Source organism: Arthrobacter parietis (assembly GCF_039530425.1).
Taxonomy (GTDB): Bacteria; Actinomycetota; Actinomycetes; order Actinomycetales; family Micrococcaceae; genus Arthrobacter_D; species Arthrobacter_D parietis.
In genome coordinates, this window is record NZ_BAAAON010000001.1 from 717279 (window position 1) to 730979 (window position 13701).

The 13701-nt window shown below is 63.7% G+C and carries 14 protein-coding genes; 7 read left to right on the forward strand and 7 right to left on the reverse strand.

The features are described from left to right. The first annotated feature begins 51 nt into the window (after positions 1 to 51). Both ABFX19_RS03355 and ABFX19_RS03360 read left to right on the forward strand, forming a co-directional pair. A complete protein-coding gene (locus ABFX19_RS03355; protein ID WP_346027460.1) occupies positions 52 to 1743 on the forward strand; it encodes a DUF885 domain-containing protein in 1692 nt (563 codons plus the stop codon). A 137-nt stretch (positions 1744 to 1880) separates the two neighbouring features. Beyond that, positions 1881 to 2324 carry a hypothetical protein gene (locus ABFX19_RS03360; protein WP_346027461.1) on the forward strand — a complete coding sequence of 148 codons (444 nt, stop codon included), beginning with the start codon at positions 1881 to 1883 and terminating at the stop codon, positions 2322 to 2324. 21 nt (positions 2325 to 2345) lie between these two features. Here ABFX19_RS03360 and ABFX19_RS03365 read toward each other — a convergent pair whose 3' ends face one another. The 3 genes from ABFX19_RS03365 to ABFX19_RS03375 all read right to left on the reverse strand — a co-directional run bounded on the left by ABFX19_RS03365 (position 2346) and on the right by ABFX19_RS03375 (position 4522). Further along, on the reverse strand, positions 2346 to 2531 hold the full coding sequence (locus ABFX19_RS03365) for a PspC domain-containing protein (protein ID WP_277359491.1): 186 nt from the start codon (positions 2529 to 2531) through the stop codon (positions 2346 to 2348). A 180-nt stretch (positions 2532 to 2711) separates the two neighbouring features. After that, positions 2712 to 3503, reverse strand: a complete 792-nt coding sequence (locus tag ABFX19_RS03370; RefSeq protein WP_346027462.1) for an SDR family NAD(P)-dependent oxidoreductase — start codon at positions 3501 to 3503, stop codon at positions 2712 to 2714. Between the two features lie 20 nt (positions 3504 to 3523). Then, entirely contained in the window at positions 3524 to 4522 is a 999-nt protein-coding gene (locus ABFX19_RS03375) for an acetamidase/formamidase family protein (RefSeq protein ID WP_346027463.1), read from the reverse strand. Positions 4523 to 4681: 159 nt separating this feature from the next. Between ABFX19_RS03375 and ABFX19_RS03380 the strand changes: the two genes are divergently transcribed. Both ABFX19_RS03380 and ABFX19_RS03385 read left to right on the forward strand, forming a co-directional pair. Further along, positions 4682 to 5557: a TPM domain-containing protein gene (locus ABFX19_RS03380; RefSeq protein ID WP_346027464.1), complete on the forward strand. Its 876-nt coding sequence runs from the start codon at positions 4682 to 4684 to the stop codon at positions 5555 to 5557. Between the two features lie 32 nt (positions 5558 to 5589). Next, entirely contained in the window at positions 5590 to 7077 is a 1488-nt protein-coding gene (locus tag ABFX19_RS03385; RefSeq protein ID WP_346027465.1) for an MFS transporter, read from the forward strand. Here ABFX19_RS03385 and ABFX19_RS03390 read toward each other — a convergent pair. Then, positions 7067 to 8497: an aminotransferase-like domain-containing protein gene (locus tag ABFX19_RS03390; protein WP_346027466.1), complete on the reverse strand. Its 1431-nt coding sequence runs from the start codon at positions 8495 to 8497 to the stop codon at positions 7067 to 7069. The genes ABFX19_RS03385 and ABFX19_RS03390 overlap by 11 nt on opposite strands. Between ABFX19_RS03390 and ABFX19_RS03395 the strand changes: the two genes are divergently transcribed. Continuing rightward, on the forward strand, positions 8496 to 9458 hold the full coding sequence (locus ABFX19_RS03395) for a DMT family transporter (protein WP_346027467.1): 963 nt from the start codon (positions 8496 to 8498) through the stop codon (positions 9456 to 9458). The genes ABFX19_RS03390 and ABFX19_RS03395 overlap by 2 nt on opposite strands. 161 nt (positions 9459 to 9619) lie before the next feature. Here the strand turns inward: ABFX19_RS03395 and fmdA are convergent, their stop codons facing one another. From fmdA to ABFX19_RS03410, 3 genes are read right to left on the reverse strand one after another with little or no spacing between them, the layout of a single operon-like run. Beyond that, positions 9620 to 10876 (reverse strand): formamidase, encoded by a 1257-nt coding sequence (gene fmdA, locus ABFX19_RS03400; protein WP_346027468.1) that lies wholly within the window; start codon positions 10874 to 10876, stop codon positions 9620 to 9622. A gap of 35 nt (positions 10877 to 10911) precedes the next feature. Further along, positions 10912 to 11202 carry an FmdB family zinc ribbon protein gene (locus tag ABFX19_RS03405; RefSeq protein WP_346027469.1) on the reverse strand — a complete coding sequence of 97 codons (291 nt, stop codon included), beginning with the start codon at positions 11200 to 11202 and terminating at the stop codon, positions 10912 to 10914. A 32-nt stretch (positions 11203 to 11234) separates the two neighbouring features. Further along, complete coding sequence (locus tag ABFX19_RS03410) at positions 11235 to 11870, reverse strand: AmiS/UreI family transporter (protein WP_346027470.1); 636 nt, start codon at positions 11868 to 11870, stop codon at positions 11235 to 11237. A 322-nt stretch (positions 11871 to 12192) separates the two neighbouring features. On the opposite strand from ABFX19_RS03410, the gene ABFX19_RS03415 reads away from it, so the two are divergent. Both ABFX19_RS03415 and ABFX19_RS03420 read left to right on the forward strand, forming a co-directional pair. Beyond that, positions 12193 to 12756 carry a dihydrofolate reductase family protein gene (locus ABFX19_RS03415; protein WP_346027471.1) on the forward strand — a complete coding sequence of 188 codons (564 nt, stop codon included), beginning with the start codon at positions 12193 to 12195 and terminating at the stop codon, positions 12754 to 12756. Positions 12757 to 12821: 65 nt separating this feature from the next. Continuing rightward, a complete protein-coding gene (locus ABFX19_RS03420) occupies positions 12822 to 13664 on the forward strand; it encodes a PhzF family phenazine biosynthesis protein (protein WP_277359429.1) in 843 nt (280 codons plus the stop codon). Positions 13665 to 13701 lie beyond the last annotated feature (37 nt).

Here is a 13701-nt window from a genome sequence, read left to right on the forward strand (position 1 = left end):
ACGCCCCTGACCATGCTTCGTCCGGCTCCGGAAAATGGATAGTGTGGGGCCATGACCGATGCCCTGGCCCCCGTTCGGCGCGCCCGGACCGCCATTGACGACGTCGCGGACGCCTTCTTCCTGAAGCTGCTGGAGCTCAAGCCGGAGCTTGCCGCCGCCCTCGGGATCCCGGCTTACGGCAGCGGGTTCTTCGACTACTCCCCCGCCGGACATCAGGTCTTTGCACAGGCGATTCAGAAGACACTAGCCAGGCTGGAAGACCTCAACCCGGTCGACGACGTCGACGGAGTGACTCTGGACGCCATGCGTGAGCGGTTGGGTCTGGAACTGGAGTTCCTCGCCACCGGTATCACCGAACTGAACAACATTGAGTGCCCGTCCCAGCTGATCCGGAACGTCTTCGATCTCATGCCCACAGAGACGGCCGAAGACTGGGAGCGCATCGCCGAAAGACTCGAAAATGTGAGTGGCGCCCTGGACGGGTATATTGCCTCACTGCGAAAGAGCCGCGATGAAGGCCACGTCGCGGCTGCCCGGCAAATCAACGCCGTCGTCTGGCAATCGCGCGAGCATGCCAAAGACAATGGCTACTTCAAGTCCCTGGCAGCGGAGGCGGAGATCAAGGACAACGAACTCGACGCCGGGACCCGGAGCCGGCTCGAACGCGGCGCAGCAGGCGCCGCAGCAGCGTACGTAGATTTCGCGGATTTCCTCGAAACCGAACTGCTGCCGACAGCGCCGGAGAAAGACGCCGTCGGGCGCGCCTACTACGAGCTGTGCTCGCGGCGCTTCCTGGGCGCCGCCGTCAACCTCGACGAAACCTATGCCTGGGCAGTGGCTGAGCTCGACCGGCTGATTGCCGAACAGGTGGAGGTGGCCGGCCGGATCAAGCCCGGCGCCACGATCGAGGAAGCCAAGGCGATCCTGAACGCGGAACCCGCCCGTCAGCTCAAGGGCTCCGCTGCCCTGAAGCAATGGATGCAGGCTACAGCGGACCAGGCCCTGGCTGACCTCGCCGGGGTGCACTTCGACATTCCGGCACCCATGGACCGCCTGGAATGCATGATCGCGCCCACCCAGGAGGGCGTGATCTACTACTCCGTTCCCTCCGATGACTTCAGCCGCCCCGGGCGTATGTGGTGGTCCATCCCGCCCGGCGAGGACGAGTTCACCACCTGGGCCGAAACCAGCACCGTTTACCACGAGGGGGTGCCCGGGCATCACCTGCAGTACGGAACGGCGACCTACCAGAGGGAGCTGCTGAACAACTGGCGGCGCCACGCCTGTTGGGTCTCCGGCCACGGCGAGGGCTGGGCACTGTATGCCGAACAGTTGATGCTGGAGCTGGGCTATCTCGCTGATCCCGGTGACTATATGGGGATGCTGGACATGCAGCGGATGCGCGCAGCCCGGGTTGTCTTCGATCTCGGGGTGCACCTCGAGCTGGACGTTCCCGAGCAGTGGGGCAGCGGGACCTGGACCCCAGAGAAAGGCTACGAGTTCCTCACCCGGCACCTCGATATTTCCGAGGGAGCGCTCGAGTTTGAGTTCACCCGCTACCTCGGATGGCCGGGCCAGGCGTCGTCCTACAAGGTAGGGCAGCGGGTCTGGCAAGAAATCCGCGCTATCCGCCAGCAGACCGACGGCGATACATTCGATCTCCGTGCCTTCCACACTGAAGCACTGAACCTGGGATCGGTGGGCCTGGATACCCTGCGCCGGGCCTTACTTCCCGGGTTCTAGCGGTGATCTACCAGCGGAAGATACAGCCATAATGGTGCTGTATCTGCCCATCAAGGGGGCGGATGCCTCAACCATCCCACTTGCGCCAGTCGCACTCTGAATAACCGGATTTGCTTGCCACTACGTAAGGAACTCCCATGATCCGCAGCAAAGTAGAACATCGTCCCGCCAGCCGACCAGGCAAAATCGCAGCGGCTCTGCTGGTGGTTGTCGGCTGCTTCCAGACACTCCTGGCTGCGGGCGCGCCGTGGGGCAGAGCAGCATACGGAGGTGCCCATTCGGGCGTCCTGCCGCAAAATCTCCGCATCAGCAGCGCCGTCGCTGCTGCGATCTATACGGGACTGGCAGGCGTCGCGGGAACACGCCTGGCACCTACATCGATCCGCTCCCGGTTCATGTACGGCACGAGTGCCCTGATGGCGGTGGGAACCATACTGAACGCGGCCTCGCCTTCACGGGTAGAGCGCGCCATCTGGACGCCGGTGACCATCCTGCTGGCGATCAACCTCTGGCGCGCAGCCAAATTGGATGCCACGGCCATGCGCGCAACCGACAGCGGCCAGCGTGCCTCTCAAGTGTGAACCGCTAAGCGGCAACCGTAATCAGCGGTCGGACTTGGGCAGCACAATCCACAGAATGATGTAGACCAGCTCGCCGATGCCCACCAGCCCAAAGATAATGAATCCGAGCCGGACCAACCACTTGGGCAGGCCGAAACCGGATGCGAGAGCCGCGCAGACTCCTGCGATGAGTTTGCCGTTACGGGGACGTGTCAGTGTGCCAGCCATGCGGGCGACTCTACGCCGCTCATGGTCCGGAGGAAACCCTGGGGCGTTGCCCGGTGTAGCGGACCGGATTCCCCAACTACTAGCTCCCATCCCGCGTGTCGCCGTTCAACACGCGGATGAAACGCAGCTTTCCCGGCAAGAGTTGGGGAATCCGGCCCGGCACCCAACGGTCCAAGCGCCCTAGAACTGGATCCCGCGGCTCAGTCCACCGTCCACGAGTACGTTGGCACCCGTGGTCCGGCTCGACTTCGGGCTGGCGATGAACACCACCGTGTCCGCGATTTCCTGCGGCGTGCCCATCCGGTGGGTGGGGTTCAGGCCCATCGCCATGCTGAACAGTTCCGGGTTGCCCTGCTCGATCTGCTCCCACACCCCGCCGGGATGATAGGTGTTCCCGGGTGAGACTGTGTTGGCGCGGATGCCCTGTTCGGCAAGCTGGAAGGCAAGGCCGGCCATGTACGCGATGATCGCCGACTTCACTGTGCCATAAGGCCCTGAGGCGAAGTCCACCTCCCTGCCGGAGACGCTCGAGACGGCGGTAATTGACGGCGACTTGCTCTGCTCAAGGTGCGGCAGTGCAGCCTTGACCAGGCGCACCGTACCCATGAGATCGACGTTCAGGGAGGCGTCCCAGTTTTCCTCGGTATCGGGGATCGCCAGCGCGCTGACGTTGCTGACCACCATGTCGATGCCGCCGAACCTGGTCGCCGTATCGCTCACCCAGCGCGCCACTGCGCCACCATCACCGACGTCGACGGCGGTGCCCACCACAGTGTCCAGGCGAGCCCCAGCGCCTAAGCCGCCCCCAAGATCCCTGCCCACCGCGTCGCAGGTCGCTTCGACGTCGGCAGCGGTCCTGGCGCAGAATGCGACATTGGCTCCCTCCGCCGCGAACGTCTCCACAATCGCGCGGCCGATTCCCTTGGTTCCTCCGGTCACAAGGGCGGTCAGCCCGTTGAGCTGCAGATCCATCTGTAGTCCTTCCTCGGTGCCTAGATTCCGGCGCTACGGTTCCGCAGGTCGGTGTGGACGCCGTCGTAGGCGTTGGCTGTCGGGAACAGCGACTTGGCGGCCTTCACAACCACGCTGTAGTTGGCGTCCACGGCATTGGCGATGGGTGCCTGCGCCGTTTGGGTGAGGAGCTGGTAGGCGTCCATGGCATGGAGACCGAAGAGCTCGACGAACCAGCGCACCATTTCGAGCTGGCCGATTCGCCAGGAATCCTCCATCGGACGGGACGAGCCGACTGCCATCCAGTGGCTATCCGTCTCGATGCGCGGCCAGGCCGGGGCCCCGCCCTTGATCAGCTCCACGATGATCGTGGAGTCCATGGCGCCCTCGACGGCGGTGCCGCACGCCTCGCCCTCACCCTGCCGGTAGTGGCCGTCGCCGATCGAGAAGAGCGCGCCCTCGACGTTTACTCCGAGGTAGATGGTTGAGCCCGCCTGAACCTCCGGCGAATCCATGTTCCCGCCAAACCGCTCGGGGACCAGGGAGGAACGCACTTCTCCTCCGGGCGGGGCAACGCCAACCGTGCCGAGCATCGGCTCCAACGGCAATTGAACCTGGAAATCGCCGAACCGGGATTCGAACCCGACCGTATTGCGCTGGGAGTCGACGTGGTAGATCCAGGTGGTGTCGGGCAATGGATCCTGCAGGAGGGCGGTGCGGTCGGTGCTGGTCAGGCCTCCGAAGAACGGGATGGTGGCGGAAGCACCCCAGGTCCTGGCCGGCGTCAGGTCGACGATGTGGAGGACTAGTGTGTCACCCGGTTCTGCACCCTCGACGAAGAACGGTCCGGTCTGCGGGTTGACGAAGCGCAGGTCCACTTTCACGCTGGACAGATCCTCGACGGAGGTCAGCGCGTGGTTGAAGGCGTCCTCCGACCAGAGCTTGAGGACCGTTCCCGGCTTCACCGTCATGACAGGGGGAGCACCGCCGAAGGTATAGACGAGCTGGTCACGCGACGGCCTATACTCGACGATCTCCATGACTGGATGCTATGTCGGGGCCCTCGGGCCTACAAGGGTTTGGCGGAACTGGGCGCGGAACGCCCGAAATCATCCCTTTGACGGTCGAATGCGAACTCGATGTGTTGAGACCATGGAACGCATCCAGTGCACAGGTGGAACATGCAACAGGGGGAATTCGTGAGGGGCACTCGAACACAAGGTATTGGCGCAGCGGCGGCAGCAACGCTATTGCTTGTGCTGACCGGCTGCGGCAGCGAACCCGCAACAGCGCCGGCACCGCCAACCCAGGGCAACGTCCTGGACGCCGCCGAGGTGCTCACCGACCAGCAGGAGCAGGAGCTCAACGCGCTGATCGAGGATCGAAACCGCAGCACCGACGCCACGCGGGTCGCCGTCCTGACCGTCGAGAACGCCAGCGGGTCCATCGAGGACTATGCGCGCACTGTCGCCACCGAGTGGGAAGTAGGAGACGACGGCGCCAACAACGGAGTGCTCATTGTCGCCGACACCGCAGAACGGGAACTCCGCGTCGAAACAGCCGACGGCGTGCGGGAACAGTTCTCCGACGACGAGGCGGAAGACGTGGTCGAGGATGTCCTCGAACCTGCCTTCGCCGACGAGGAGTACGCGCAGGGCCTCACCGAGGCCGTCGAGCAGATCTACCTGTACGCAGACGGGCAGGAGCCGCCCAGCGATCCCTTCGCCTGGGTACTGCCAACCTCAATCGTCGGCGCTATGGTGGCCTTTTTCGGCATTGTGGTGGCTGTCATCGTGCGGGACAGTCGCCGTCGTCGTCGTCTTGCTGACGAGGAAATCCGCGAGGCGGAGGAGAGCGATCCGGACCTGCGCCTCACCGACGAGCAGCGCGAGGCGTACCGCAAGTACCGGTACAACCATCGCAAGGACGACGCCGTCACGAACCCCGCCATGTGGCTTCCCCTTTACATCGCCAGCCCTGCGCTCTACTCGGGCGGCAGCAGCGGGACAACCTCAGGATCGTCCTTCAACGGCGGCGGCGGCTTCACCGGCGGCGGAGCCTCCGGAAGCTACTAGCCGAGTCAGTCGCTGCGAGTAGACTGGAGCGCATGACCGGGCAGGATCCGGCCCCGGAACGGGCCGCTGCGGTTACCCAGTACGACGACGCGACGGACAGCCACGATGTCACGGACAGCGACGCCGTCGACACCTCGCTACGCAGTCCGGAGGAACGGTCCCGTACGTTTTGGGGCATCCTCCTCAACACCGGCGTTGCGAACATCACCACCAGTTACCTTTGGTTTGCCCTGACATTCTGGGCCTACCTGGAGACGCGAAACGTGATCGCCACCGGGGTGATCGGCGGTGCCTACATGCTGTTGATCGCGCTCTCGAGCATCAGCTTCGGCACGTTTGTGGACCGCTACCGCAAGCTCTCGGTGATGCGGTTCGCCGGAGCTTTCACCCTGGGCATGTTCCTGCTGGCCGGCGTCATGTTCCTCTACACGCCCGGGTTCAGCCTGCTGGATCTGACGCAGCCCTGGTTCTGGGTCTTCACGCTGATCATCCTGATCGGCGCGGTTGTGGAGAATCTGCGCAACATCGCCCTGTCCACGACCGTCACCATCCTCATTGAGCCGGACCGCCGGGCCAACGCCAACGGCCTGGTGGGGATGGTGCAGGGGTTGATGTTCATCATCACGTCCGTTCTCTCCGGTTTGTCGGTCGGGCTGCTCGGGATGGGCTGGACGATCGTCGTCGCCCTGGTGCTGACAGCGCTTGCCTATGCGCACCTGCTCACCCTGCGCATGCCCGAGGAAGTGCGCGCCGCCGCCACGGATGCCCATGGGAGCTTTGACCTGCGCGGCTCCTGGGCCGCCGTTCTGGCGATCACCGGTTTGTTCGCGCTGATCCTGTTCTCCACGTTCAACAACTTTGTGGGCGGCGTCTATATGGCGTTGATGGACCCGTACGGCCTGGAACTGTTTCCCGTGGAGCTGTGGGGAGTGTACTTTGCACTCGGTTCGACCGGGTTCCTCGTCGGCGGCGCCCTGATCGGCAAGTTCGGCCTCGGGGCCAATCCGCTGCGAACGATGCTCATCGCCGTCGTCATTATGGGAGTCATCGGCGCGGTCTTTACGATCCGCGAGTGGGCCTGGCTCTACATTGCCGGTATCTGGCTCTATCTGGTGCTCATCCCGTTCATCGAGGCTGCAGAGCAGACGGTCATTCAACGCGTGGTGCCGCTGCCGCGCCAGGGCCGGGTCTTCGGACTCGCCATGGCATTCGAGGCGGGTGCGGCCCCGATCACCGCGTTCCTCATCGCGCCCATCGCCGAAATCTGGATCATCCCCTACGCCCGTTCAACAGAAGGCGCTGCGCAATTGGCGCCACTGCTGGGAGAGGGAACTTCCCGCGGAATCGCGCTGGTGTTCCTGATCGCCGGGATCGTCATCATCGCCGCCGCGCTGCTGGCTTTCCTGACTCCGGTCTACCGGCGCGTCTCGGCATCCTACGCGCAGGCCGCCGCCGAGACGCCTGCCGCGCAGCAGCTTGGGACCACGGCGACGCAGACCCCCGCGGCGCCTACGCCGTGACGGCGCCCTCCCGGACCTGGTCCTCGAGCATTCCGCCGAGAATCCGCGCGCCCTCAGGGAAGGCACTCGGGTTGGGTCCCGCGTAGTTCAGCCGGATGAAGGGGCCCACCGGTTCCGCCGGGAACCATTCATTCCCGGCAGCAATAACGACGCCGTTGGCCTCACAGTCGCGAGCCAACTGTTCGACGTCGGTACCGTCCGGCAGCCGCGCCCACAGATTCAGCCCGCCCTTGGGCACATGGTCGATATGCGCGTAGGGTGCATGTTGACGCAGGCTGCTCAGCAGCAGGTCACGGCGGGATTGGAGCTGATGCCGGAGCCCGCGGAGATGGGTCTGCCACGCCGGTTGGGTGACGACGTCGAGCGCCGCCGCCTGGAGAAGGCCACTGACATACATCGATTCGGCACCCTGGTCAGCGAGGATCCGTTCACGTGCCGGCCCGCGGGCAATCACGGCAGCAACTCGGATGGACGGTGAAACGCTTTTGGTCAGCGAGCGCAGGTAGACGACGTGGCCGGAATCGTCCTGCGCAGCGACGGGTGCGGGGCTGGTGTTGATTCCGAAGTCGTGGGCCCAGTCATCCTCAACAAGGAAGGCACCGTGCGCGCGGACGATCTCCAACACTCGCTCGCGGCATTCGGCGTCCCACTGCGCACCCGTGGGGTTGGCGTAGTTGGGCTGGGCGTAGAACAGGCGCGCACCGGTCTCTTCGAAGGCCCTCGCCAGTGCTTCGGTGTCCGGCCCGTCAGCGCCCGTCGGAACCGGGATGATGGTGGCACCGGCCTGCGTTGCGGCCAGAATGGCGCCCCAATAGGTGGGTGACTCCATCAGAACGGGCTGCCCGCTGCCGGCCAACGCGCGGAAGATGGCGCTCAATCCACTCTGACTGCCTGGCAACACCAGAACGTCACTCGGCGTCGGTGGAGTGATACTCGCCGGTGTGGCTGCGCGCAGTTCCTGGGCGAACCACGATCGCAGTTCGGGAAGCCCTGCAGCAGGCGGACGGGCCAGCGCGGCGTCGCTGCGTGACGCCCGCGCCAGGGCTGCCCGGACCGCACGGACCGGCAGCAGCTCGGAGTCCGGATAGCCGGAGTGGAAGGCAATCGTGGCGTTTGCAGTGTCCCGCAAGGTGGTCGGCAGGCCATGCCGGGGCGCTTTGGGGGACCGCAACGCGGCGGTCTGCCACCCATAGTCAGCGGGCCGGGCGGTCCGGACTGACCGCACAAACGTTCCCGATCCGGGACGGCTCTCCACCAGCCCGCGGGCAGTCAGTAGCTGCAATGCTTTCTGCACCGTTACCGGGCTCACCTTATGCTCGGCGACAAGCGCCCGGGTGGACGGCAGCCGCGACCCTGGAGCCGCCCCGGAAATCCAGTCACTCAGTGCAGCAGCGATACGGGAACTGCTATCGTTGTTCATGTACAGCAATAGTAGCGCTACTCTTGTGCGAACTGAACCGCTATCCCACCGGCCAGCCGGCATCTGGTGGGGGCTTCTCGGCGTAGCGGCATTTTCCTTCACCGTTCCGTTCACCAAGGTGGCCGTGGAGGGGATGTCGCCGCTGTTCATCGGTTCCGGCCGAGCGGTGCTGGCCGCGCTTCTCGCAGCCCTTGCGTTGGGCATCATGCGGCAGCGGCTCCCCTGCGGTATCCAGTGGGCGCGGCTCGCCATCATCGCTGGTGGCGTCGTAGTGGGCTTCCCCGTCCTGACCTCCTACGCACTCACCGCTGTGCCGGCGAGTCATGCCGCCGTCGTCACCGCCCTGCTGCCGGCGGCGACTGCGACGGCGGCCGTCCTGCGCGGGCATGAACGTCCGCCGCTGGTTTTCTGGATCATGAGCGGCATCGGCGCAGCCGTCACGGTTGCCTTCGCCGCTTTCACCTCCGACGGGCTTGGCGGCTTCAGCTGGCCGGACCTTCTTCTGCTCGGTGCTGTGGCGGCCGGCGCTATCGGCTACGCCGAGGGCGGCCTGCTGGCCCGCGACCTGGGCTCCTGGCAGGTGATCTCCTGGGCCCTCGTTGTGGCCGCTCCCCTCATGGTTCTGCTGACCTCCATCGCGATGGTCGAGCAGCCTCCCGCCGCGTCACCGGTGCAGTGGGCAGCCTTCGCCTATCTCGGAGTGATCAGCATGTTCCTCGGCTTCTTTGCCTGGTACCGGGGCCTGGCAATCGGGCCGATGACCCGGGTGAGCCAGATACAACTGGTGCAGCCCGTCCTGACTATCGCGTGGGCTGCACTCCTGCTCGGGGAGAACCTGACGTGGCCGACCGTTGTGGGAGGCCTCGCCGTCGTTCTCTGTGCCGGTGTGGCCGTCCGGACGCGCGCCGGAACTCGTTCGGCATCCCGGTCGCGGCCCCGCACCGTATCCCCCAACTCCTGACGCCGACACGGCGTGTCACAACGCAACACGCCGCCGGAACCGGATGTGCTGGCCCGGTACCCGGGGAATCCGGCCCGCCCTTGAGCGCGCTGAACCGAGGAAGGTGCGGGTGCTAGTTAGTAGGTCCGGCACTCCCCAAGGAACGACCGGCCACAGCCCTCCTACGTATTGTTCGACTTCGGCGCCCCTATGCCGGCGTTGATCTTGTGCGGCCCAGCCGCAGAGGGACGGACGTCGAACTCGAACATCGCAGTCGGGAGGTAGACGGTTGAACAGGAGTTGGGAATATCCACCACCCCGGACAACCTCCCCTCAATCGGCGCGGATCCCAGCAACAGGTAAGCCTGCTCCGGGCTGTAGCCGAACTTCGTCAGGTAGTCGATTGCATGCAGGCACGCTCGCTGGTAGGACAAGTGCGAGTCAAGATAATGCTGTTTGCCGTCCAGGGTCACAGAGGTGCCGGAGAAAGCGATCCACTCGCTATAGCGCGGCTCCACAATGCCGGGCATGAAAATCGCATTCTCACTGACGCCATAGGTCTCCATGCCGCCCTTGATGACATCAACCCTGAGGTCTATGAACCCGCCCATCTCAATGGCACCGCAGAAGGTGATTTCGCCGTCGCCCTGTGAGAAGTGGAGATCGCCCAGTGACAGGTTGGCGCCGTCCACGAAGACCGGATAGAAGATCCGTGAACCCTTGGAGAGATTCTTGATGTCCTGGTTACCGCCGTTTTCCCGGGGTGGAGCGGTGCGCGCCGCCTCGCCCGCTACGCGGTCGAACTCCGACGCGGCTAGGCTTCCGAGAACGGCATGCTCCGCTTCGGGCGGCAGAGCCAGGGGCGGCACACGGTTGGGGTCCGTGGCGATGAGGTCGCCCTCGCGCTTGTTCCACTTCGCCAGCAACTCTGCAGAGGGAGCCGTACCCATGAGACCGGGGTGGATGAGTCCCGCATAGGACACTTCCGGTACGTGCCGCGACGTCGCCATCTGACCTGTGAAGTCCCAAATCGCCTTATAGGCGTCAGGAAACTGCTCGGTCAGGAAGCCTCCGCCGTTGTTTCGGGCGAAGATACCCGTGTAGCCCCATCCCTGCCCGGCCAGCGGGCCTGAATCTTCCTGCGGGATTGGGCCCACGTCGAGGATATCGACGATGAGCAGGTCTCCCGGCTTGACTCCTTCGACGGCGAAGGGCCCGCTGAGCTTGTGGACGGTGAGCAACGGAGCGTTCAGAATGTCATCCGCGGAGTCGTCGTTGACTATAGCGCCGTCAAACCACTCGCGGCAGTGAACCCTGAATGAATCACCGGGCTTCACTGTGGCTACCGGAGGAATTTCCGGGTGCCACCGGTTATGTCCAACCTTTTCCTGATCTTCGAACTTCTTTGATGAATCAAGGGGAAATATAACGTCGGGCATTGCATCTCCTTAGGACTATTCTTTCGGACTGTGGATCAGGGCCGCGGCAGTTTCTTGTGAAGCGGATTGGAGGAATAGCGTTGCGTCTTTCGATTACCCGTTGCGGGAAGCGCACCGGAAACGACCTGGGGCTCCGATGCCGAACGGTACGTTGAATCGATCAGTTGGAATGCTGCCGAGCCTGTCCGGGAAATGTTTGGCACGCTCATCCTCCGGCGGGCGGTCTGCCGGCACTGCGGACATTCGGTCGATTCCGCAGCTGCACTCATGGGACGAATGGCCTCAAACACGTCGCATTGGGGACAGAGATACTCATAGATCGGCATGCAGAACGCGCCCTTCTGTGTCGGATGAATGATCAGGCAGGTACCGCGAGGCTGTCCTGTGAGGACGGCTTGGCATGCGGGATGCCTCTTCGGCCAAGGAAGAACGCCGCCGCAAGAGCAGCAACTGCTGCGACAGTCACCAGCAAGGCGAGGCCGGTGTTCGTCTCATACCTGCCTACCAGCAGGAAAAACGCGGGGATGGTGCCGGTTATGTGGGCCACAAAGATCGTGAACCAGCCAGTGGTGTAGGCCAGGGAGTCCTTACCCAGCCCCAACAGCAGGAAGAACAGAAACCACAGGACCGCCCAGGTCAGCCAGATTGCGCCGAACACCGGGTCCGCGACCAGGGTGAATTGGAGGATTCCGATCACCACCGCACAGGCTGCAACAAAGAGAGAGAACCAGCCCAGACCCTCGCCGCTGATTCCGGTCGCTTGAAGGATTCCCACATACAGGTATGTGAAACCAAAAAGATACAGGCCAGCGGCGCCGAAGATCGTCGGCAAGTCGTTGTTGGCCTGAATCAGGATGATGGTCGGGAAGACAACCTGCATAATCCCGACGAAGAAATTCAAAATGGCTGCCGATTTACCGGGAACCACTCCAATAAGCATGAGACCGTTAATGAAAAGAACTGCGCCAACATATAACAGACCAACACTGCTCATGGCACTCCGTTGCAATACAAAGAGTGAGTGGGAACCTACGAGGGAAAAACCCACCTGCGCGTGCCGGCGGTTTTCACAGAATCAGCAAAAGAATAAGATATAAGTGCGTTGTATCGGCAACCATAGTCCTGCTCAATTTTTCTGTCAACGATAAAAATCCCGTCTCGCAGTCCGGGCGCAACGGGTTATCCCCCGGTAGAACTTTCCTTGATTCCTGATGGACAAGAGAGCCTCTGTTCCCTGTTCCGAAAGGCGTGTGGGTGCTTCACTGGACAGTACGACGACGGCCCTGCCGCCTCCCGCTGCTTCCGGAGGTTCCTGAATGAACAAGATCATCCTCATGATGTCCGTCTCCCTGGACGGCTACTTCGAAGGACCCGACCAGGACATCAGCTGGCACCGGGTGGACGAGGAGCTCCACAGCTACTTCAACGAGCAGTGCCGCGCGATGGCCGGTTTCTTCGACGGACGCGTCACCCATGAGCTGATGGCCGAGTACTGGCCCACCGCTGACCAGAATCCGGATGCCTCCGAACCGGAGATCGAGTTCGCACAGATTTGGCGGGATGCACGCAAGTATGTGTTCTCACAAACCCTTTCGGAGGCGGGCCGGAACACGACGGTGATTTCCGACGTCGTTCCTGAACAGATCGCCGAGCTGAAGGCGCAGATCGGCGGCGATATCGCGCTGGGCGGAGCCAACCTCGCAGCCAGCTTTATCCGGCTCGGCCTGGTGGACGAGTACCGCATCTGCGTCCATCCGGTAGTGCTTGGCAAAGGCCGGCCGCTCTTCGAAGATCCCAAGGTCCAGCTGAATCTCAAGCTCGAGGAAACGCGGAGGTTCAGCAACGGCGTGGTTCTGCTGCGGTATACGAACGATCGCTAGCGTCTTATCCGGCCAGAGGGGGCCGGGGCTGGTCTCCTTCGAGCAGTCCTGACAGACTTCCTCGCATGACTTCCTCCCGTCCCTTTGCACAAGTTGATGTGTTCTCTCCGACTCCGTACCTAGGAAATCCAGTCGCCGTCGTACTGGATGGTGAGGAGCTGAGCGACGACGCGATGCAGCGCGTGGCTCGCTGGACCAATCTCTCCGAAACCACGTTCCTGCTGCCGCCCACCAATCCGGAAGCGGACTACCGCGTACGGATCTTCACCCCGGGAGGTGAGCTTCCGTTCGCCGGTCATCCGACGCTCGGTTCAGCGCACGCCTGGCTTGAGGCTGGCGGTACGCCGCGGCGCGATGACCTGGTTGTGCAGGAGTGCACGGCGGGGCTCATCAATGTCCGGCGCGGCGACGAGATCCTGTCCTTCGCCGCTCCACCCACGCGACGCACCGGGAACCTGGAGGGCGAGTACCTCGCAGGGATCGTCGCCGCGTTCGGCATCCGCGAGGACCAGGTGCTCTCACACCAGTGGGTGGACAACGGGCCGGGCTGGGCGGTCATCCGGCTGGCCACCGCGCAGGAGGTGCTCGATCTGGAACCTGATCTGTCGCGGATCCCGACGGCGATGATCGGCGCAGTCGGCGCCTATCCCGACGGTTCCGAGCATGCCTACGAGATGCGTACCTTCGCGCCCGCTCTCGGCGTTCCCGAAGACCCGGTGTGCGGGAGCATGAACGCCTCAGTGGGCCAGTGGCTGACCGGCACCGGTGCAATGCCGAGCACCTATCGGGTGTCGCAGGGTTCCCGCCTGGGCAGGGCGGGAGACATCACCATCACAGCCGACGACGACGGCACCGTCTGGGTGGGCGGCGCCACGACAACGTGTTTCCGGGGAACTGCCGAGATCTGATCTGTGCGTGCCCGCCTCATCTTCGGGGCAGCGTGTG

Coding starts and splice junctions, on each gene's coding strand:
- ABFX19_RS03370 (WP_346027462.1), bottom strand. CDS start 3,503: ATGGATCTGCAGCTCAACGGGCTGACCGCCCTTGTGACCGGAGGAACC.
- ABFX19_RS03385 (WP_346027465.1), top strand. CDS start 5,590: ATGACCGGGCAGGATCCGGCCCCGGAACGGGCCGCTGCGGTTACCCAG.
- fmdA (WP_346027468.1), bottom strand. CDS start 10,876: ATGCCCGACGTTATATTTCCCCTTGATTCATCAAAGAAGTTCGAAGAT.
- ABFX19_RS03365 (WP_277359491.1), bottom strand. CDS start 2,531: ATGGCTGGCACACTGACACGTCCCCGTAACGGCAAACTCATCGCAGGA.
- ABFX19_RS03415 (WP_346027471.1), top strand. CDS start 12,193: ATGAACAAGATCATCCTCATGATGTCCGTCTCCCTGGACGGCTACTTC.
- ABFX19_RS03410 (WP_346027470.1), bottom strand. CDS start 11,870: ATGAGCAGTGTTGGTCTGTTATATGTTGGCGCAGTTCTTTTCATTAAC.
- ABFX19_RS03420 (WP_277359429.1), top strand. CDS start 12,822: ATGACTTCCTCCCGTCCCTTTGCACAAGTTGATGTGTTCTCTCCGACT.
- ABFX19_RS03405 (WP_346027469.1), bottom strand. CDS start 11,202: ATGCCGATCTATGAGTATCTCTGTCCCCAATGCGACGTGTTTGAGGCC.
- ABFX19_RS03360 (WP_346027461.1), top strand. CDS start 1,881: ATGATCCGCAGCAAAGTAGAACATCGTCCCGCCAGCCGACCAGGCAAA.
- ABFX19_RS03375 (WP_346027463.1), bottom strand. CDS start 4,522: ATGGAGATCGTCGAGTATAGGCCGTCGCGTGACCAGCTCGTCTATACC.
- ABFX19_RS03395 (WP_346027467.1), top strand. CDS start 8,496: ATGTACAGCAATAGTAGCGCTACTCTTGTGCGAACTGAACCGCTATCC.
- ABFX19_RS03390 (WP_346027466.1), bottom strand. CDS start 8,497: ATGAACAACGATAGCAGTTCCCGTATCGCTGCTGCACTGAGTGACTGG.
- ABFX19_RS03355 (WP_346027460.1), top strand. CDS start 52: ATGACCGATGCCCTGGCCCCCGTTCGGCGCGCCCGGACCGCCATTGAC.